The organism is Selenomonas sp. FC4001, from assembly GCF_000701565.1.
Taxonomy (GTDB): Bacteria; Bacillota; Negativicutes; order Selenomonadales; family Selenomonadaceae; genus Selenomonas_A; species Selenomonas_A ruminantium_B.
In genome coordinates this window covers 172210-190303 of record NZ_JNJF01000004.1, presented here as the reverse complement: position 1 = coordinate 190303, position 18094 = coordinate 172210, and the positions used below count along the sequence as shown (strand labels likewise).

The following is an 18094-nucleotide window of genomic DNA, read 5'->3' as shown; positions in this document are numbered from 1 at the left end:
ATCATAAATTATTTTAAGGTGTCATCATTTAAGAGATGGCCCATCTTCGTCTTTTTGATAGTCAGATACTTCTTGTCAAACTTGTTGGCATGAATCATCAGCGGCACGCGCTCCGTAATGGTCAGGCCATAACCTTCAAGGCCTGCACGCTTAGCCGGATTGTTGGTCATCAAGCGAATGCTCGTCAGGCCCAAATCCGCAAGAATCTGTGCGCCGATACCATAGTCGCGCAAATCCGGGGCAAAGCCCAGTTCCACATTGGCCTCCACCGTATCGCGGCCATTGTCCTGCAGGGCATAGGCGCGCATTTTGTTGGCCAGGCCAATGCCGCGGCCTTCCTGACGCATATAGAGCACGACACCTTCGCCAGCTGCTTCGATTTTCTTGAGTGCCGCCTGCAGCTGGTCACCGCAGTCACAGCGCAGGGAGCCAAGTGCATCGCCCGTCAGACATTCGGAATGCACGCGCACGAGCACATCCTTCTTGCCTTCCACATCACCCTTGACGATAGCCAGATGACACTTGCCATCGAGCTTGCTTTCGTAGGACTTAATGCGGAAATGGCCGAACTTGCTCGGGAAATCCACATCTGCGACCTTCTGTACGAAGGATTCCGTACGCTTGCGGTATTCAATCAGAGCCTTAACCGTAATCATATGGAGATTGTGTTCCTTGGCGAACTCAATGAGTTTCGGCGTGCGCATCATGTGACCGTCATCATCCATGATTTCGCAGCAAAGACCTGCGGGATAGAAACCGGCCAGGCGTGCCAAATCCGTGGTGGTTTCCGTATGACCAGCACGGCGCAGCACGCCGCCCTCTACCGAACGCAGCGGGAATACATGGCCCGGACGGCGGAAACTCGATGCCTTGGCCTTGGGGTCCAAAAGTTTTTTGATGGTCTGGCAGCGCTCATAAGCGGAAATACCCGTTTCCGTATCAAAAGCGTCAATGGATACCGTGAATGCCGTCTCATGGTTATCCGTATTGTTAACCACCATCTGCCCGATATTGAGCTCGTCAAGGCGCTTGCCGTCAATCGGCGTGCAGATAAGCCCTTTGGCATAAGTAGCCATGAAATTGACATCTTCCGGCGTAACCGTAGCCGCAGCGACAATCAAATCGCCCTCATTTTCGCGGTCTTCATCATCGACCACCACAACCATCTTGCCGTTCTTTATATCTTCGATTGCCTGTTCAACCGTTGCAAAATCTGACATATTAAAATCTCCTTAATTAAAAACCATTTTCCCTGAGAAAATCCAGGGTTAACGTGCTCTGGGACTGCTGCGGTTCACGCTGGCCTTGCAGCATTTTTTCCACATACTTGCCCAGCACATCCGTTTCGATATTGATGGGGCTGCCTGTCTTTTTACTGCCGAGATTCGTGACCTCCCGCGTATGGGGAATCAGGCTGACGGTAAAATCGCTGTCCGTCACCTTGGCCACCGTCAAGCTGATGCCATCAAGTGCCACCGAGCCCTTTTCGACGATATACCGCAGAAGTTCCGGCCCCGCGCTGATGGTCATGAGTATCGCATTGCCCTCATCAGCAAATTGGACTATCTCACCGGTACCGTCAATATGGCCGCTGACAATATGACCGCCCAAACGGCTGGCCAGTGTCAGTGCCCGTTCCAGATTCACAGGACTGCCTTTTTTGAGTTCGGCCAGTGATGTGCGGCGCACTGTTTCCGGCATCACATCTGCTGTGAAACCTGACTTGTCAAAATGCGTGACCGTGAGGCAGACGCCATTAACGGCAATACTGTCTCCGAGCTGCACATCTTCAAGTACCTTGTGGCAGTCAATGACGAGACTGCCGCCGCCAATGCGGTTCACATGGCCGACTTCTTCAATTATGCCTGTAAACAATCCCTCACCGCCCTTTTACATAACCGGTCAATAAAATATCCTGGCCGATAGTTTCTACCGTGGTGTGTTCAAGCTCTACCGCATCCGTAAGTTCGGCAAAGCCTTCGCCTTCCACCGGTGTTAACGCCTCGCGCCCGCCAATCAGCTTGGGGGCGATAAAGGCATATACCTTATCCACCAGCCCGGCCTTCAGCAGGGAGAAGTTCACGGTGCCGCCGCCTTCCACATAGACGGAGGATATTTCCATGGCGCCGAGCTTTTCCATGAGGATTGACAAGTCAACTTTTGACAGGTCAGATTTTGACTTGTCAAATGCTTCGATAACCTCAGCACCGGCTTCCCGCAGGGCAACAATCCGATGCACGGGTGCCAGGCCGGATACAGCGATAATCGTCCGCGCCTGGCCATCGGTAATGACCTTGGCCGTCAGCGGTGTTCTGGCCTGACTGTCTACTACAACCCGCACTGGATTTTTTCCGACGCCATCCGGCAGGCGGGTAGTAAGACTTGGGTCATCTGCCAGTACCGTGCCGATTCCCACCAGAATACTGTCGTAGATATCCCGGAATTCATGGCCGCGCCTGCGGGCAGCTTCGCCTGTAATCCACTGGGACTTCCCTGTGGCTGTAGCAATCTTGCCATCCAGACTCATGGCTGTTTTCAGCACCACAAAGGGCCGTTTCGCGGTAATCCATTTCAGGAATACCTCGTTGAGCTCGCGGGCTTCGTCTTCCAGCACGCCGCAGCGCACTTCGATGCCCGCCTGCTCCAAAATGGCAATGCCCTTGCCTGCCACCTTGGGGTTCGGGTCCTCCATGGCGATGACACAGCGCTTGATGCCCGCCTTGACCACCGCCTCGGCACAAGGGCCGGTGCGTCCATGATGTGAACAGGGCTCCAAGGTCACATAGAGTGTTGCGCCACTAGCTAAATCCCCTGCCATATTCAGGGCGTGGATTTCCGCGTGGGGAGTGCCTGCCTTGCGGTGCCAGCCGGCACCGACGATGCGCCCTTCCCGCACAATCACGGCCCCGACTAAGGGGTTGGGTGAAGTGCGGCCCGTGGCATTGCGGGCGAGATTTAGCGCCACCCGCATAAAATCTTCATCTTGCAAATTCCTCACCTCAATTACTAAAAACTAAGGTTTGTGAATGAGACTTAGATGATAAGAAAACCAAAAACCACCGCGAAGATTTCCTTCGCGGTGGCTGTCAATGCATGCAAATAACATGCCTTTTCTCATCCCGACTATACGGTCGGCTTCGGAATTTCACCGAATCGTGCCCTAGAAGAAATAAGGGCTTGCGGGCTATACCGCCGGTGGGGAACTGCCCCCCGCCTCAAAGACAAATCTCTGTCCATTATGATAGCATAAATAGGACAAAAAAGCAAATCAAGCTGCCTTCTGTACGGCTTTATCCTGAGGCAATTTGTCATACGCAGCAATAGCCTGCTGGAAACGCTGCTGAACATCCTTCAATAAGTACAGGCCATCGCCATTGGCTTTGAGCCCTTTCAGCTGCAAGGGGAAAACTTCCGGCGGGTTAGCAAGCGTCAGTTCCGTTCTGTCACGCAGCTGTTTCGTATTCTGGTATACGAGGCTCATGGCTGCATATTCCTTGCCGTCTTTACCGGCAAATTTTTCGATAACGAGCTTGGAGCCAATGGGCGTCTTTTTCTCAATGCTGTTGGGCAGGCTGTACTCTTCCACATCCAGTGCTGCCAGTACGCTGGCAATATTGGAATCGTGGCCGCAGAGGAACGTGAATTTGCGGCCCGGCTGTGCCAGTTCCTTGTTCATTTCCTGGAGCAGCGGATGTGCCACATTTACGGCTACGCTCGGAGCCGTAAACAGTACATCCCCATAAACATCCTTTACGCTGGCAACGTGTTCCCACTCCTTTTGGCTGAGTTTATGGCCAAAGCCAGCCTTGGTGGTGTCAGCTTCTTCATAATACTGCAGGATAAAGGCATCGCTGGCAGAGTTGGCCAGTTTCAAAGAGCCCTTCATGGCCGGCTCCTTGTTGACTTCGAGCATAATCTGCAAATCATCATTGCGGAATTTGGTGAAGCCATTTTTCTTGGCCATGGGCGAATCTTTCAAGTCCAAAGTCTTTTCCAACGTGCGGTACTGGCTGCTGAGCTTATCGTTAATGCCCTGCAGTCCCTTGGCCCCGCCCATGGCGCTGATTTCTTTCATGGCCTGGCTGCGGAACGCATCGCTGACGAAGGTCAGCTGGGGATTGAACACCGGGTCCATCTTGCTGGGCGCGAACTTATGTTCAATCGTTACGTTAGCTACCGGCAGCATGCCGCTGGAAAAATACTGCGCCGTCGCAATGGTGCGCTGCATGGAGTTGGCATAGAAACGCATTTCCCCATCTTTGGGCAGATAGTTTTCCGTCATGAGGCCATCCTTTACGAGACGCTGGCGGAAATACTGCCCCATCATGGTTTCAAGCTGACCGCCCCGCAGGGATAACTCGCTGGGGCCGGAGGTCCATTTGAACCACGCATGGGGTGTCAGATTTCCCAACGCCGAACCGTTGCCGGACAGCGGCGAGCGGATATTATGGCGGCTGAGTACCACCATTTCTTTTAATTGATAGTTGTCCTGAAAACTAGCGGGCCGTTCTGCCTGTACGACACTGGACAAAGTCAGCATGGATAAGCAAATCGCAGCTGCCATCTTCTTTAATTTCATCTTGAATCCCCCTACAAAAAGTTTTACTTGTTTCATTCGACATCTCTGATTATAGGCTTAATAGTAAGAGGAAACAATCCTTATTTTGGGCAAATCATCCATGATTTTGAAGTGGCAGGTATTTATTTCTGCAATGTCTTATTCCACACAATATCACATTCAAACATCCGCAGCCAGGGATTTTTTATGGTAAATCCCGGGGCAAGATAATTCTGCGGCAGATTCTTGGCGGCAAAGTCCTGCATGAGTTCCGTGTTCCGCTGCTCGGCGTAGCCTAATTTATCCTGCAGGCTTAGGTAGTACATGGCGTTGCCGAATTTTTGAACCAGCTCACTGCCCACAATGGTGCGGACATTGGCCTGATAGGCCCAGTCATCCAGATAGCGGGTGGTGAGCAGCTGCGCCTTCCCCTGCTTCGTCATTTTGGGTGCCAGCATGCCTGTGCCCAGCGCAAAGCCCGTGGAATTGGTGGCGGTATTCCAGCCGGAATAAGCCTGCAGCTTATAGAGCAGGTTCTTTTTTCGCAGCTGTTCCATCAGGGCATTATCGGCCCCGTTGGCATATCGGATATCCGCTACACCTACAGGATAGCCCTTGGCCACGTAATCGCTGACAAGTCTGACAAAGTCTTTGGTACTTTCGTCAGGCTTCAGCTGGGGCTGAAATTTACCGCCATCCGGGTAGCGGTTATGGGTATCCATGGTTTTGCCCTTTTGGTCGGTATTTACCAGCAGCACAAAATCTGCCCGGGCCGGATTGGGGACTTTCAGTCCTCCGGCAATGGCAATGGCTGCATCCACGGAGGCGGAAATCTTTTCGTCGGAGAAGGACGGCACCGTATCGCCACCCTTGCCCTGGTTGTAGTCCACATAAACGAAGGGCATTTCAAAACGCATATCGTTGACTGCCCGGGACAGGAGCAGCACATTAAATTCATCAATGCCCGGCATGGACAGGAACTTTGTCTTAGGCAGATTGTTTGCCTTGGCATAGGCTAGGATTTCCCGATTCTCCCGATGGGTTTGGCTCAAGGGGGCATTGTCATCCCGTCCCAGAATCAGATAGTCGATAACACCGTTTTTGGTGTAATCCATCAGTCTTTTGGTGGCGGTCAGATTTTTGGCCCGCCGCTGTTTCCAGTCCTGCATGTATTCTGCGGGAATGGCATCGCGGAAAGCAGCCAGCTGTTTTTCCTCGGCCTTGGAGAGCCCTTGCGTCTCCTGCTTGTCCGTCAGGCGGGAAAAATGGAAGAAATCCCAGCCGTACGTTCCGTAATAAGCCGGTTCTTCAATATTGCCTTCGTTGCCCATTATCGGCGTCCGCATCAGGGAATCGAACACATAGATATGCAGCTGGGGATTGTTTTGGCGTAGCTCGGCAAATTTTTCGACGCGCTGCATGAGGTTTTCCTCCGGCACCTCATGCTTGCGGGAGGGAATCAATCCCCCATAAAGCATGGAGTCCGAGGCAATGACGGCAGAATCGGCGGCCGCGGCGTTATTCTGCAGCCACTGCCAGAGCTCATCAGGATGCCCCATATTGGTGGCATTGCTCAAGAGCTCCTTGGGTGGCAGCAGCATTTCATAACCTGCCTGCCGCAGTACATCCACCGTCTGATGGTAAGAAATCGGCCGGTCATCATGGGGAATGAATAAAATCTTCCCGGCGGCAAAACTAACACGATTGGACAAGGCAAACAGCACAGCAAACATCACGAGAACCATGCCTTGCATTTTTAACTTCAACTTTTTTCCTCCTAGTCTTTTTTCTTGCTTACATAGCTGCGTTTTTCCGCCGGGATATCCTCCCAGCGCACTTCGTTTACATTGGTCTTATGCTTCACGCCCCAGGCAGCAGCAATGCCTGCGGCTTCGCCGATACTCATACAGGTGGGCTGGATGCGCATGGAGGCCTGCAGGATGAAGCTGGCACTGATGCAGCGGCCCGCCACCAGAAGATTGGGAATCTCATTGGTCACCAGTGAGCGGTAGGGAATCTCATAGAATCCCCCCTTGGGCAGTTTTTCCGAAACCTTCTCCCCGTGGGCATCGATAAACCAGGCTGTGCGGCATACTGCATCGGGGAAGCGGCTCTGGTTGTGGTAGTCATCCTCAACCAGATAATGCTTGCCCCGGATGCGCCAGGATTCTCTGGCTCCAAGCATGGCAGCCTCACGGCTGATAAAGGCGTTTTCAAAGCCCGGCAGGTGGCGAATCAGATAGCTGGCAATATTGTGCATCATCCGGCGGCCAAAGGTAACGGCCTTGCTGTAGGATATGGGGTCGGTTGCAGAAAAACGCACGGGAATTTCCGGGCAGTTCATGCTCATGACGCCGTTCTTGCCGATAATGGTATGGGCCTGCATGTATTCCGCTTCTTCCTGGGTGAGCTCACCGCTTTCAACACCCTTGGCCATCAGCTCTTCCAGCTTATAGCGCTGTTTGCGGTGCATGGCCTCGGCAATCTCAAAGTACGGGGGCTTGGATTTGCACCAGTCCTCCTTGAGCTCAATGGCCACATGCTGATAGAGGCGCTTTACATCAATGCCGCCCATCTCAAAGCGGAAGGACAAGGGCTGGTTGTTCCCTGTCTTTTCATAGCCGCGCTCGTAGGGCACACCTGCCGAGCGCGCCAGATAGGCATCGCCTGTAGCATCCACAAAGACCTTGGCCTTGATGGCTGCCAGGCCGGCTATGGTCTGGACAATCAGGGCCGTTATCTTCGCTCCCTCTTTCACCGTATCCACCAACACCGTCTGATAGAGAATATTCACCCCGGCTTCCGCACACATCTCATCATAGATAAGCGCCAATGTTTCAGGATTATGCCAGGTCTGCTGGGTGACACCGTCGAAAGGTTCAATGCCATGCTGGCGCAGGCGTTTTTTGATTTCTGCCACATAGGGGGTATCGCTGTCCGGCGCATGGGTATCCATGAAGGGATAGACACAGCCCAGTACGGCAAGCCCCCCTAAGGCAGTCCCCCGCTCGATGAGCACGGTCTTGGCACCATTGCGGGCCGCGTTAATGGCCGCAGCGGTACCGGCAGGGCCGCCGCCTGCCACACAGACATCTGCCTCATAGAGCACCGGCAGTTTTTCCTGGCCCAAATTCATCGTTGCTGCTCCTTTGGCTTCAGCGGGAATGCTGCTGCCCATAACAAGGCCTGCTGCCGCCATCCCTGTCATCTTCATAAAATCCCGGCGGGAAATGGGAAGTGCAAAAGATTTTTCCTGCTTATCCATAATCTCATCCTTTCACCATAATCGTCAAGCCCCCTGCAAATTCAGGCAAAGAATCTGCAGGGGGCCGCTAAACTTATTCAGCCTTCTTGCTGCGTGCTTCGACAATCTTTACGGCTTCCCTCTCCGGTACCGGCTCATAGCGGGTAAATTCCAAGGAGTAGGAACCCCGGCCCTGGGTCAGGCTGCGCAAATCCGTGGCAAAGCGGTAAAGCTCTGCTTCAGGAATAAGGGCGGATATCTCGCTCATATCCTTGCCTTTGCTGTCAACGCCCAAGATATGAGCCCGCTTGCTGTTGAGCTTGCCCATGACATCACCCATGTAGTATTCCGGCGTAATCACGCGGATGGTATCAATGGGTTCGAGCAGAATCGGCGAAGCATCCATTACACCCTTGCGGATGGCAATGCCTGCCGCGGTCTTGAATGCCGCTTCCGAGGAGTCTACGGAGTGATAGGAACCATCGTAGAGGTTGACCTTTACATCCACCACCGGGTAGCCTGCCATTACACCGGCAGCCAGAGCTTCTTCTGTGCCCTTTTCTACGGCAGGGATATACTGGCGGGGCACGCTGCCGCCGAAGATGGTTTCGGTGAAGACATTGCCCTCACCAGCTGGCTGCGGGCTGATTTCCAGCCAGACATCACCGAACTGGCCATGGCCGCCGCTTTGTTTCTTATGACGGCCCTGCACCTGTACACTCTTGCGGATGGTTTCACGGTAAGCTACTTTGGGCTCGGAGAGCATCATTTCCGCACCGAACTTGCGCTGCAGCTGTTCAGCCAGAATTTCCAAATGGACTTCGCCAATGCCTTTGACCACCGTTTCGCGTGTCTCCGGTTTCTTCTGTACTACAAGGGTCGGGTCTTCATCCTGCTGTTTGGCCAGAGCGCCAAAGACTTTGTCCTCCTCGCCCTTTTTCTTGGAGGTAACAGCCATTTCCAGCATGGGTTCGGGATAGGCGATGCCTTCATACTGGATGGGATTGCTCTTGTCACAGAGAGTATCGCCGGTGCGCACCTGCTGGAGTTTCGTGGTTATCACGATATCGCCGGCCGCGACCTGATTCAGATTCGCCTGCTGCTTGCCCTGCATGGTGAACAATGTGCCAATGCGTTCTTCGCCGTTCTTGTTCACATGGAAGTAATTGGCATCGCCTTTCATCTCTCCGGACAGCACCCGGATAAAGCTCTGGCGGCCTACAAAGGGGTCCACGGTAGTCTTGAATACCTGTGCCGAGAAGGCATCTTCCGTGCGGCGCTCCTTGATTTCGCCCGTGGCGGGGTCGGTGCCAATGGAAACCTTGAAATACGGTGTGGGCATGTATTCCACCATATCGTTCATGAGCTGGCGGATGCCGATATTCTGTTTGGCCGAGGCACAGAACACGGGATAAATCTTGCCGGCCTGAATGCCTTCAATCATGGCGGCGGCTACTTCCACTTCCGTGATTTCTTCGCCTTCGATGTATTTTTCGAGCAGTTCATTGTTGAACTCTGCTACTGCTTCAATGAGTTTCTGGCGGGCGGCTTCTACTTCCCCTTGGATGTATTCGGGAACCTCATCCTTCACCACTTCATTGTCGTGGGTCACAATCTTCATGTGCAGGGACAGGAGGTCAACCACGCCCTGGAAGGCGGCTTCCTTACCGATGGGAATCTGTACGGGCACTACGCCGTCGCCGAAGCGCACCCGCAGTTCCTCCACCACGCCGTCAAAGTCTGCGTGTTCCCGGTCCATCTTGTTGATCAGGAAGGCGCGGGGCAGTTCGTATTCTTCTGCATAGATAAAGGCATTTTCCGTGCCGGACTTGATACCCGAAGAAGCGGAAATTACAATCAGCGCACTGTCTGCAGCTGCCATGGCCCCCTTCACATCACCCACGAAGTCGGGATATCCCGGCGTGTCGATGAAGTTCAGTTTGAAATCACGCCACTCGCAAGCCACGAGTTTTGCACCAATGGTCATCTTGCGTTTGCTTTCCTCCGGGTCGTAGTCCAGTGCGCTGGTGCCGTCTTCCACACTGCCCAGACGCTTCACTACACCCGTGTTGAACAAACATGCATCCAAAAGACTGGTCTTGCCTGTTTTACCATGTCCAGTTACAGCAATATTGCGGATATTGGTACTCTTGTAGTTCTTCATCGACAGTCCCTCCATTTCATTTGCTATTTTCTATATTCTCTGAAAGTAATATAAATCCTGCAAAAGAAAATAAAAAGAGAGGACAACTCCCGAAAAGAGCTGTCCTCTCTAACCGTCAAATTAGTATTTAACGCTGGATTTGAAAGCGAGGCTGTCGCTAGCCTTGATTTCAATCGTTTCGCCCGTCTGCGGGTTGCGGCCGGAACGTGCATTGCGATGAGCCTTCTTGAAGGTACCGAAGCCAATCAGGCGGATTTCCGCATCAGCCTTAACGCTGTCCTTCACCGTTTCCAGCAGTGCGTCGATAACAGCTTTCGTATCTTTCTTGGATACGCCAGCAGCCTCTGCAACTTTGTCAACCAGGATGGTCTTGCTAATAACTTCTTTTGCCATAGTAGTAATCCCCTTTCGATGTGCTAAGCAAAATGAAAAATCTCCCGATTTTTCATCAGCCCTTACACGAACTCTAAGCGACTCTGCGCCCATGGGCTTGCCTCGCAAAGAATTCGCAGTAACAAGTCGTATTATAGCCGATAAATAAAGGCTCGTCAACTAAATAACAGAAATTTCTCTTGTTTTGTCGTAAATATATTGCATTTGTCACAAAAAAAAGCAGCCTTTTCAGGCTGCTTTTGGGTTCGCTATTATACTTCCTGAATGATTGGCAGAATCATCGGACGGCGGCGGGTCTTTTCAAAGAGATAACGGCCCAGAGCGTCACGGACGTTCGCCTTGATGGCTGCCCATTCCTTAACGCCTTCTTCTTCGCAGCGTTCCAATGCCTGCTCAACGCGGGCTCTGGCTTCGTCCATCAGTGCCTCAGACTCCCGTACATAGACGAAACCGCGGGATACGATATCCGGGCCCCCTACTACGGTGTTGGAGGCTCTATCCATGGCCACGACGATAATCAGGATGCCGTCCTGAGACAGCTGGCGACGGTCACGGAGCACGATATTGCCCACGTCGCCTACGCCAAGGCCATCAACCATAACCATGCCGGCGGTAACCTTGCCGGCTACCTGACCTTTGTCCTTGGTAAATTCAAATACATAGCCGTTCTCGCCCAGGAAGATATGGTCTTTGGCCATACCGAGTTCCTGCGCCAGTTTGGCATGCTGTACCAAATGATGATATTCGCCATGAACCGGGATGAAGAACTTCGGACGCACGAGATTATGCATGAGCTTCAATTCTTCGCGGCTGGCGTGACCGGATACATGAACTTCCTTATCCCGGCCATATACGACATTTGCCCCCAGGCGCATAAGATTGTCAATGGTCTTGGAAACGAGTTTTTCATTGCCCGGTATCGGCGTTGCCGAAATGATAACAGTGTCATCGGGAACGATGGTGACCTTGCGATGGTCAGACATAGCCATGCGGGTCAGAGCCGACATGGGCTCACCCTGGCTGCCCGTGGTGACGATAACGATTTGTTCGGGACGATAGTTATTGATTTCATCAATATCGATTATAGTTCCTTCCGGAGCGGTGATATAGCCAAGCTCCAGAGAGATGGTCACAACATTCACCATGCTGCGTCCCAGGATAGCTACTCGGCGCTTATAGCGCACTGCAGTATCGATGACCTGCTGGATGCGGTGAACATTGGAAGAAAAGGTTGCCACGATAATGCGGCTGCGTGCGCCGTGGAAGGCCTTGTCAAAAGATGCCCCTACGGTGCTTTCGCTGGGGGTATGGCCAGCCCGTTCTGCATTGGTGGAGTCCGCCATCATCAGGAGAACACCCTTGTTCCCCAGTTCCGAGAACCGGCGGAAATCCGTCATTTTCCCATCGATGGGCGTGTAGTCCAGCTTGAAGTCACCGGTGTGAACAATCATGCCCACCGGCGTCTTGATGGAAAGACCCACCGCATCGGGAATGGAATGGTTTACACGGATAAAGCCAACGCTAAAGCAGCCCACATTGATAATGTCCCCTTGCATTACCGAATGCAGATTGCTGGAATCCACCCCGTTTTCCTTGAGACGGCCCTCTAAGATACCCAGCGTCAGACGGGTGCCATAGACCGGCACGTTGAGCTGCTTGAGCACATAGGGCAGAGCACCAATATGGTCCTCGTGGCCATGGGTCAGGACAATCGCCTTAATCATATCGCGATTCTCCAAAAGATAGCTGATATCGGGAATAACCAGGTCAACCCCCAGCATATCTTCTTCGGGGAACATGAGGCCGGAATCGATTACCAGAATCTCGTCCTCTACACGAACCACCGTCATGTTCTTGCCGATTTCCCCCAGTCCGCCCAAGGGAATAATCTGTAGTTTTTGTGCTTTTGCCAAAAATTACACCTCCATAATTCAGTTGTCTTCTTGCATTAAAACATTAATTCTTATATTTCATTGCGTCTGCGCAATCAAAGTCCGAACAATTCATTCCTTACTATTTTATCATTCAAAAGGCTATAATGCAACGAAAAAAGGACATTTCCCTGTCCTAAAGCAGAAAAATGTCCTTAATAAAGGCAAAATTGAGCTTATAAATCCGGTCTTACGCCGGTTTTGCCAGTAAATTTATGATAATTGCCTCCCTTGCGGCGGCTCATGAGTTCATCGAGCAGCTGGTCCGGCGTCAGTTTGTGATAGGCCAGCAGCACCAGACAGTGATACCAGAGGTCGCCCATTTCGTAGAGCACTTCCTCGCTCTTGTTGTTCTTGGAGGCAATAACCGTTTCCACAGCTTCCTCGCCCACCTTTTTGAGAATCTTGTCCTGGCCCTTCTCAAAGAGATAGTTGGTATAGGAACCTTCCACAGGGTTCAGCTGGCGTTCCTGAATGACATTGTAAAGGTCATTCAAAACCGTAGCCAGTGAGGTCTCCGGTTCCGGTTCAACAAGCGCCAGACTCTTTTCCTTCTCCTCCACCAGTTTGCGGCCGCTGAAGCAGGTATAGGTTCCCGTATGGCAGGCAACGCCCGTCTGATGCACCTTAATCAGCAGGGTGTCTCCGTCGCAGTCATAGGAGATTTCCCGCACCTTCTGCTTGTTGCCGGATTCTTCGCCCTTATTCCAAAGACGTTTGCGGCTGCGGCTGTAGAACCAGGTATAGCCCGTCTCAATGGTCTTCTGCAGGGACTCTGCATTCATATAGGCCAGCATCAGCACTTGGCCGTTTTCTTCCTGCACCACTGCCGGTACAAGGCCATTGTCGTCAAATTTAATCATGGAAATGTCAACTTCATTCATCAGAATCTTACCTCCACGCCCCGTGATTTTAGATATTCTTTGACCTGCCGCACGGTGAATTCACCGTAATGGAAGACGGAAGCGGCCAGTACCGCATCGGCCTTCCCTTCCGTCAGCACGTCATAAAAGTGCTCGAGTTTCCCTGCACCGCCGGAAGCGATAACCGGGACATTTACCGCTTCGGACACAGCGCGGGTCAGGGCTATATCGTAGCCGTCTTTGGTGCCGTCAGCATCCATACTGGTGAGCAGAATCTCACCGGCCCCAAGGTCAACAGCTTTCGTTATCCATTCCAGACAGTCAAGGCCTGTCGGCGTGCGGCCGCCATTGACGTAGACTTCCCATTTGTCCTCGCCGCTGCGGCGGGCATCCACGGCCAGCACAATGCACTGCCGGCCGAATTTTTCCGCCCCCTCCCGGATAAGCTCCGGATTCTTGATGGCGGCTGTGTTTACGGAAACCTTGTCGGCTCCGGCTTTGAGCATCCGGCGCATGTCCTCAATGGTGCGGATGCCGCCACCGACTGTAAAGGGGATAAAAACCTGACTGGCACAGTCCTGGGCAACGTGTACGATGGTATCCCGCTTGTCACTTGAGGCGGTGATGTCCAAAAACACCAGCTCGTCGGCCCGCTCCTTATCGTAACGGGCTGCCAGTTCTACCGGGTCGCCGGCATCACGCAGGCCAACGAAGTTGGTCCCCTTTACCACACGGCCGTCCTTAACGTCCAGACAGGGGATAATCCTCTTGGTATAAGTAGTTGTACTCATATAGCTCATATCCTCATCAAAAATTTACAAATTACTCCCCTATTTTACAATATCCGGCCTTAGTTTACAAGTTTACAATGCATAAAAGCTGACAAGTCAAATTTGACATTTGACCGGTCAGCTTATTTTTACAGCTTGCTTAATATGAATTCTGCCTGACCAGTCACCTGATAACTGCCCGTGCCTGCCGGTACGAATACCGTATTGCCCTTGGCCAGCGTCAGGGTTTCCTTCCCGCAGGATAATTTTAATGCGCCTTCGAGCACCGTTAAGCTCTGGAAGGAATCATCCCCGGCATGCAGGAAGCTTTCGCCATGCAGATTGGCGTGATAGACCTTGAAGTATTCGCAGTCTGCCAGCAGTTTTACTTCCATATGGGGGAAGATGTCTATGTCTGCCAGTGGCTTGGTTCCCCGCGTCGGAGGCTCCAATTTGGTTACGGCCAAAGCCTTCTCCACATGAAGCTCCCGGGGCTTGCCGTCAGCGCCTACCCGGCCATAATCATAAATGCGGTAGGTGGTGTTGGAGTTTTGCTGAATCTCGCAGATTAAAATGCCTGCGCCGATGGCATGCAGGGTACCGGAATCGATAAAGAACACATCTCCCTTATGCACCGGCACTTTGTTGCAGACTTCGAGCAGCGTGTTATCCTCAATGCGCCGCTGAAATTCTTCCTGACTGATTTTCTCCTTGAAGCCATAAAGCAGGCTGGCACCGGGCTCGCAGTCCACGATGTACCACATTTCCGTCTTGCCGTACTCCCCTTCCACCCGCAAAGCGTATTCGTTGTCCGGGTGAACCTGTACCGACAAATCTCCTTTGGCATCGATGAGTTTAATCAATAAGGGAAAGTAATCAAAGGCTGCCGCTCGTTTGCCCAGCACGGCGTCTCCCTGTTCCTCCAGCCATTCTTTTAGAGTCTTGCCTTTGTCCGGGCCACTGGCAATGACACTGAGACCTGCTTCATGGCAGGAAAGTTCCCAGCTTTCCGCGACTTTATCTAAGTCCGTATTCTTGCCATATTCTTCTTTCAGGCGGGTGCCGCCCCAGAGATAGTCCTTCAAAGGTGCTTCGAGTAACAAGGGATATATCATGCAAAAACCTCCAACCATTTGTTTTAATTATCTCAAGATAATTATAGCATTATTGTCAATCAAGACTTAGCCCCATTCCAAAGCCCCCATCCAGTCATCTTCGATGATTTCCGGCAGGTCTTCATCATGCAAAGGCAGGTTCAGCGGACGTAAATCCAGTTCCCTGGGCCGCCATCTGCGCACGTTTTCCTCTTCTTCTCCGGTCAGGAACTGGGGGGCAGAAATGCAGGACAACTGGCATAAGCCCAGGTCGCGAATCCACTCGTCGAGTCCGTTCTTAACCACCAGAGTCTGGCTTTCTGACATTGCAGGATTTTCCTTGCGTATTCTGGTATTCCCCAATGGGTCGAGCAAGATTTCCCCACGAACGGACTCCGGGGACAAGCCAAAGCCAAACAGCTCATCTTCTCCCACACGTCCCAAGCGCTCAATCCAAACCAGCATAGCAATCAGCTCCTCTCATAATTTGAGCAAATTTTTATCTCATTGTATTATGATTAGACATTTTTTCTACTTATCCTTCCTTTAAGGACGAAAAAATAAGCCCTTCCCGCAGGAAAGGCTTATGGAGCAAACTATAAAATTACAGACCGGCTTCTTTTTTGAGCACGTCTGCCTTGTCCGTGTGTTCCCAAGGCAGGTCCACATCGGTGCGGCCGAAATGGCCGTAAGCAGCCGTCTGCTTGTAAATGGGACGGCGCAGGTCGAGCATCTTGATGATGCCGGCCGGACGCAGGTCGAAGTGCTTAGAAACGAGCTCTTCAATCTTTTCTTCGTCTACCTTGTTGGTGCCGAAGGTATCCACCATGACGGATACCGGATAAGCTACGCCGATAGCGTAAGCCAGCTGGATTTCGCAGCGGTCAGCAAGACCTGCAGCTACGATATTCTTGGCTACATAACGGGCAGCGTAAGCGGCACTGCGGTCTACCTTCGTGGGGTCTTTGCCGGAGAAAGCGCCGCCGCCATGACGAGCCCAGCCGCCGTAGGTGTCTACGATAATCTTGCGGCCCGTAAGACCGGAGTCACCCTGCGGGCCGCCGATAACGAACTTGCCCGTGGGGTTCACGAAGATGCGGGTTTCTTCCTTCAGCAGGTCAGCAGGTACGACCGGCTTGATTACATGCTCAATGAGGTCCTTGCGAATCTGTTCGAGCGTCACATCTTCATCATGCTGGGTGGAGATAACGATGGTGTCTACAGCCACCGGTTTGCCATCTTCATAGACGATGGTTACCTGCGTCTTGCCGTCCGGGCGCAGATAGCCCAGGGTGCCGTTCTTGCGCACTTCCGTCAGGCGGCGGGCCAGACGCTGAGCCAGCGCGATGGGCAGCGGCATGAATTCCGGGGTTTCGTTGGTGGCGTAACCAAACATCATGCCCTGGTCACCGGCACCTACAGCCTCAGCATCATCCATCTTGCCATCACGGGCTTCGAGAGCCTTATCTACACCCTGCGCGATATCCGGGGACTGTTCATCCAGAGATACGAGAATGCCGCAGGTCTTGCAGTCAAAACCATAAGAAGCATCGGTATAGCCGATTTCTTCGACAGTGCTTCTGATAATTTTCGGGATATCCACATAACAGTTGGTGGAGATTTCACCGACCACATGGACCTGACCCGTGGTTACGAGCGTTTCGCAGGCAACACGGCTCTGCGGGTCCTGGGCGATAATTGCATCGAGAATGCTGTCAGAAATCTGGTCAGCCATCTTATCCGGATGACCTTCGGTCACTGATTCCGACGTGAACAGCATACGTTTTTTACTCATGTTTTTGCCTCCTTGTTGCTTAACAACTAACATACTGAATTGTCTCGTTTTCCATTGGGCAAAAAGAAAAGACTCTCAAAAATGAGAGCCTTTCATCTTCACTCTCATCTTATAGGCTTTGCCTAAAGGAATTGGCACCGTTTCGCTTTTGCGATGGTTGCCGCAGCTTCATTGGGCCTATCCCTCCACTGCTCTGGATGAGTTCATATTCAGCTTTATTGATGAAATAATCATACCCCATTCATTTGGGTATGTCAATAGAAAATATGAACATTATTCATTTTTCGCTTACTGCCCGTCGCGATTCAGCAGGAAATTCTTGCGGATAATCATTTCGATGCTGTTGCCTTTTACGGAAACTTTTACATCATCCGCAATATTGGCCACGATGGATTTTTCCAATTCGTCGAGCAGGTCATCAATGGCTTCGTCGTCGCCTTTTTCTTTTTGTTCCTGTACGTCCTGACGGTACTGCTGCAGGGACCACATGTAAATATCGGCGATGACCACGCCACCCATGCCCATGGCCTGAGAGTCACCAACGGCTACCGAGGCACCATCCCGCATATTGTACATGCTGTCCTCGATGAAGTCCTTGATTTTTCCCATGATGCCGACAGAGGCTTCATTGCGCTGCTGGGTCGAAGCGGAGATGAGCTCCTGTTTCTTGTCGTAATCCATGGGGGCTTCCGCCTGAAGATGCAGTTCACAGTTGCATTCCGGCGTACTTTCCATCCAAAAACTTGCGGAAAACTCATCCACGATGGCCCGCACCATGCTCATGGTTTCTTCAGCCAGCAGCCGGGCACGCCGGGCGCTGCGCTCGTCAAAGCCCATGAGGCGGCTGAAATCTTCCACTTCATCCAGCGCGTATTCCATGCCATAGCCGCGGCTGTTCACCTTTATTTTGCTGGTTTTCATAGAACCACCCCTTAGTCTTCAATCGTAAGGAAATCGATGAAGCCGGTCATTTCCAATACATCCTTGACGTCCTTATTGACATGGGTGAGCTTCATGAAGCCCTGTTTCTTCATGCGCTTCTGGGCCAGCAGCAATACTCTGAGGCCGGCGGAAGCCACATATACCAAATCTGTAAAGTCCAGCGTCAATTCCGTAACACCAGCCAGTTCATTTTGTACGACCTTGTCCAAATCCGGAGCCGTAACGGCATCCAGGCGTCCGGACAGGGAAATTTTCAGCACCGGGCCATTTTGTTCTTTTTTGATTTCCATAGAGAAGTCTCCCTTCGCTTGCTTATAGCAGTTACTATTTTTAATATTTC

Annotated in this window: 16 protein-coding genes and 2 riboswitches; all 16 genes read right to left on the bottom strand. The window is 52.1% G+C overall.

What is annotated here, in order from left to right; all coding sequences use genetic code 11:
- Positions 1–8 precede the first annotated feature (8 nt).
- The 16 genes from T320_RS00920 to T320_RS00845 all read right to left on the bottom strand — a co-directional run bounded on the left by T320_RS00920 (position 9) and on the right by T320_RS00845 (position 18044).
- Positions 9–1220: a bifunctional 3,4-dihydroxy-2-butanone-4-phosphate synthase/GTP cyclohydrolase II gene (locus tag T320_RS00920; RefSeq protein WP_037352036.1), complete on the bottom strand. Its 1212-nt coding sequence runs from the start codon at positions 1218–1220 to the stop codon at positions 9–11.
- 16 nt (positions 1221–1236) lie between these two features.
- On the bottom strand, positions 1237–1875 hold the full coding sequence (locus T320_RS00915; RefSeq protein WP_037352032.1) for a riboflavin synthase: 639 nt from the start codon (positions 1873–1875) through the stop codon (positions 1237–1239).
- 4 nt (positions 1876–1879) lie between these two features.
- The gene (gene ribD / locus T320_RS00910) at positions 1880–2971 is read right to left on the bottom strand and encodes a bifunctional diaminohydroxyphosphoribosylaminopyrimidine deaminase/5-amino-6-(5-phosphoribosylamino)uracil reductase RibD (RefSeq protein WP_037352490.1); all 1092 of its coding nucleotides are present in this window, start codon (positions 2969–2971) and stop codon (positions 1880–1882) included.
- Between the two features lie 131 nt (positions 2972–3102).
- Positions 3103–3227, bottom strand: a riboswitch (FMN riboswitch).
- Positions 3228–3268: 41 nt separating this feature from the next.
- The gene (locus T320_RS00905; protein ID WP_037352029.1) at positions 3269–4579 is read right to left on the bottom strand and encodes a histidine-type phosphatase; all 1311 of its coding nucleotides are present in this window, start codon (positions 4577–4579) and stop codon (positions 3269–3271) included.
- A 122-nt stretch (positions 4580–4701) separates the two neighbouring features.
- Positions 4702–6324 carry a DUF4127 family protein gene (locus T320_RS00900; RefSeq protein ID WP_231465812.1) on the bottom strand — a complete coding sequence of 541 codons (1623 nt, stop codon included), beginning with the start codon at positions 6322–6324 and terminating at the stop codon, positions 4702–4704.
- An 11-nt stretch (positions 6325–6335) separates the two neighbouring features.
- Positions 6336–7823, bottom strand: a complete 1488-nt coding sequence (locus T320_RS00895; RefSeq protein WP_051608519.1) for an FAD-dependent oxidoreductase — start codon at positions 7821–7823, stop codon at positions 6336–6338.
- Between the two features lie 73 nt (positions 7824–7896).
- The gene (gene fusA / locus T320_RS00890) at positions 7897–9966 is read right to left on the bottom strand and encodes an elongation factor G (RefSeq protein ID WP_037352028.1); all 2070 of its coding nucleotides are present in this window, start codon (positions 9964–9966) and stop codon (positions 7897–7899) included.
- Positions 9967–10086: 120 nt separating this feature from the next.
- A complete protein-coding gene (locus T320_RS00885; RefSeq protein WP_369691821.1) occupies positions 10087–10359 on the bottom strand; it encodes an HU family DNA-binding protein in 273 nt (90 codons plus the stop codon).
- Between the two features lie 251 nt (positions 10360–10610).
- Positions 10611–12209 carry a ribonuclease J gene (locus T320_RS00880; RefSeq protein ID WP_230578502.1) on the bottom strand — a complete coding sequence of 533 codons (1599 nt, stop codon included), beginning with the start codon at positions 12207–12209 and terminating at the stop codon, positions 10611–10613.
- Positions 12210–12466: 257 nt separating this feature from the next.
- Entirely contained in the window at positions 12467–13174 is a 708-nt protein-coding gene (gene hisIE / locus T320_RS00875; protein WP_037352026.1) for a bifunctional phosphoribosyl-AMP cyclohydrolase/phosphoribosyl-ATP diphosphatase HisIE, read from the bottom strand.
- Complete coding sequence (gene hisF, locus T320_RS00870; protein WP_037352024.1) at positions 13174–13944, bottom strand: imidazole glycerol phosphate synthase subunit HisF; 771 nt, start codon at positions 13942–13944, stop codon at positions 13174–13176. The genes hisIE and hisF overlap by 1 nt, the downstream gene beginning before the upstream one ends.
- 128 nt (positions 13945–14072) lie before the next feature.
- Complete coding sequence (locus T320_RS00865) at positions 14073–15038, bottom strand: type I phosphomannose isomerase catalytic subunit (RefSeq protein WP_037352022.1); 966 nt, start codon at positions 15036–15038, stop codon at positions 14073–14075.
- Positions 15039–15104: 66 nt separating this feature from the next.
- Positions 15105–15482, bottom strand: coding sequence for a hypothetical protein (locus T320_RS00860; protein WP_026760767.1), 378 nt, complete (start codon positions 15480–15482; stop codon positions 15105–15107).
- Positions 15483–15621: 139 nt separating this feature from the next.
- On the bottom strand, positions 15622–16812 hold the full coding sequence (gene metK, locus T320_RS00855; RefSeq protein WP_037352019.1) for a methionine adenosyltransferase: 1191 nt from the start codon (positions 16810–16812) through the stop codon (positions 15622–15624).
- Between the two features lie 101 nt (positions 16813–16913).
- Positions 16914–17016: riboswitch (SAM riboswitch) on the bottom strand.
- An 84-nt stretch (positions 17017–17100) separates the two neighbouring features.
- Complete coding sequence (locus tag T320_RS14895; RefSeq protein WP_037352016.1) at positions 17101–17733, bottom strand: hypothetical protein; 633 nt, start codon at positions 17731–17733, stop codon at positions 17101–17103.
- Between the two features lie 11 nt (positions 17734–17744).
- The gene (locus T320_RS00845) at positions 17745–18044 is read right to left on the bottom strand and encodes an STAS domain-containing protein (protein WP_026760770.1); all 300 of its coding nucleotides are present in this window, start codon (positions 18042–18044) and stop codon (positions 17745–17747) included.
- Positions 18045–18094 lie beyond the last annotated feature (50 nt).

Excerpts from the sequence above, each read along its gene's own strand:
- T320_RS00920 (WP_037352036.1), bottom strand. The coding sequence starts at position 1,220 with ATGTCAGATTTTGCAACGGTTGAACAGGCAATCGAAGATATAAAGAAC.
- ribD (WP_037352490.1), bottom strand. The coding sequence starts at position 2,971 with ATGCGGGTGGCGCTAAATCTCGCCCGCAATGCCACGGGCCGCACTTCA.
- T320_RS00905 (WP_037352029.1), bottom strand. The coding sequence starts at position 4,579 with ATGAAATTAAAGAAGATGGCAGCTGCGATTTGCTTATCCATGCTGACT.
- T320_RS00895 (WP_051608519.1), bottom strand. The coding sequence starts at position 7,823 with ATGGATAAGCAGGAAAAATCTTTTGCACTTCCCATTTCCCGCCGGGAT.
- fusA (WP_037352028.1), bottom strand. The coding sequence starts at position 9,966 with ATGAAGAACTACAAGAGTACCAATATCCGCAATATTGCTGTAACTGGA.
- T320_RS00885 (WP_369691821.1), bottom strand. The coding sequence starts at position 10,359 with ATGGCAAAAGAAGTTATTAGCAAGACCATCCTGGTTGACAAAGTTGCA.
- T320_RS00880 (WP_230578502.1), bottom strand. The coding sequence starts at position 12,209 with ATGACGGTGGTTCGTGTAGAGGACGAGATTCTGGTAATCGATTCCGGC.
- hisIE (WP_037352026.1), bottom strand. The coding sequence starts at position 13,174 with ATGAATGAAGTTGACATTTCCATGATTAAATTTGACGACAATGGCCTT.
- hisF (WP_037352024.1), bottom strand. The coding sequence starts at position 13,944 with ATGAGTACAACTACTTATACCAAGAGGATTATCCCCTGTCTGGACGTT.
- T320_RS00865 (WP_037352022.1), bottom strand. The coding sequence starts at position 15,038 with ATGATATATCCCTTGTTACTCGAAGCACCTTTGAAGGACTATCTCTGG.
- T320_RS00860 (WP_026760767.1), bottom strand. The coding sequence starts at position 15,482 with ATGCTGGTTTGGATTGAGCGCTTGGGACGTGTGGGAGAAGATGAGCTG.
- metK (WP_037352019.1), bottom strand. The coding sequence starts at position 16,812 with ATGAGTAAAAAACGTATGCTGTTCACGTCGGAATCAGTGACCGAAGGT.
- T320_RS14895 (WP_037352016.1), bottom strand. The coding sequence starts at position 17,733 with ATGAAAACCAGCAAAATAAAGGTGAACAGCCGCGGCTATGGCATGGAA.
- T320_RS00845 (WP_026760770.1), bottom strand. The coding sequence starts at position 18,044 with ATGGAAATCAAAAAAGAACAAAATGGCCCGGTGCTGAAAATTTCCCTG.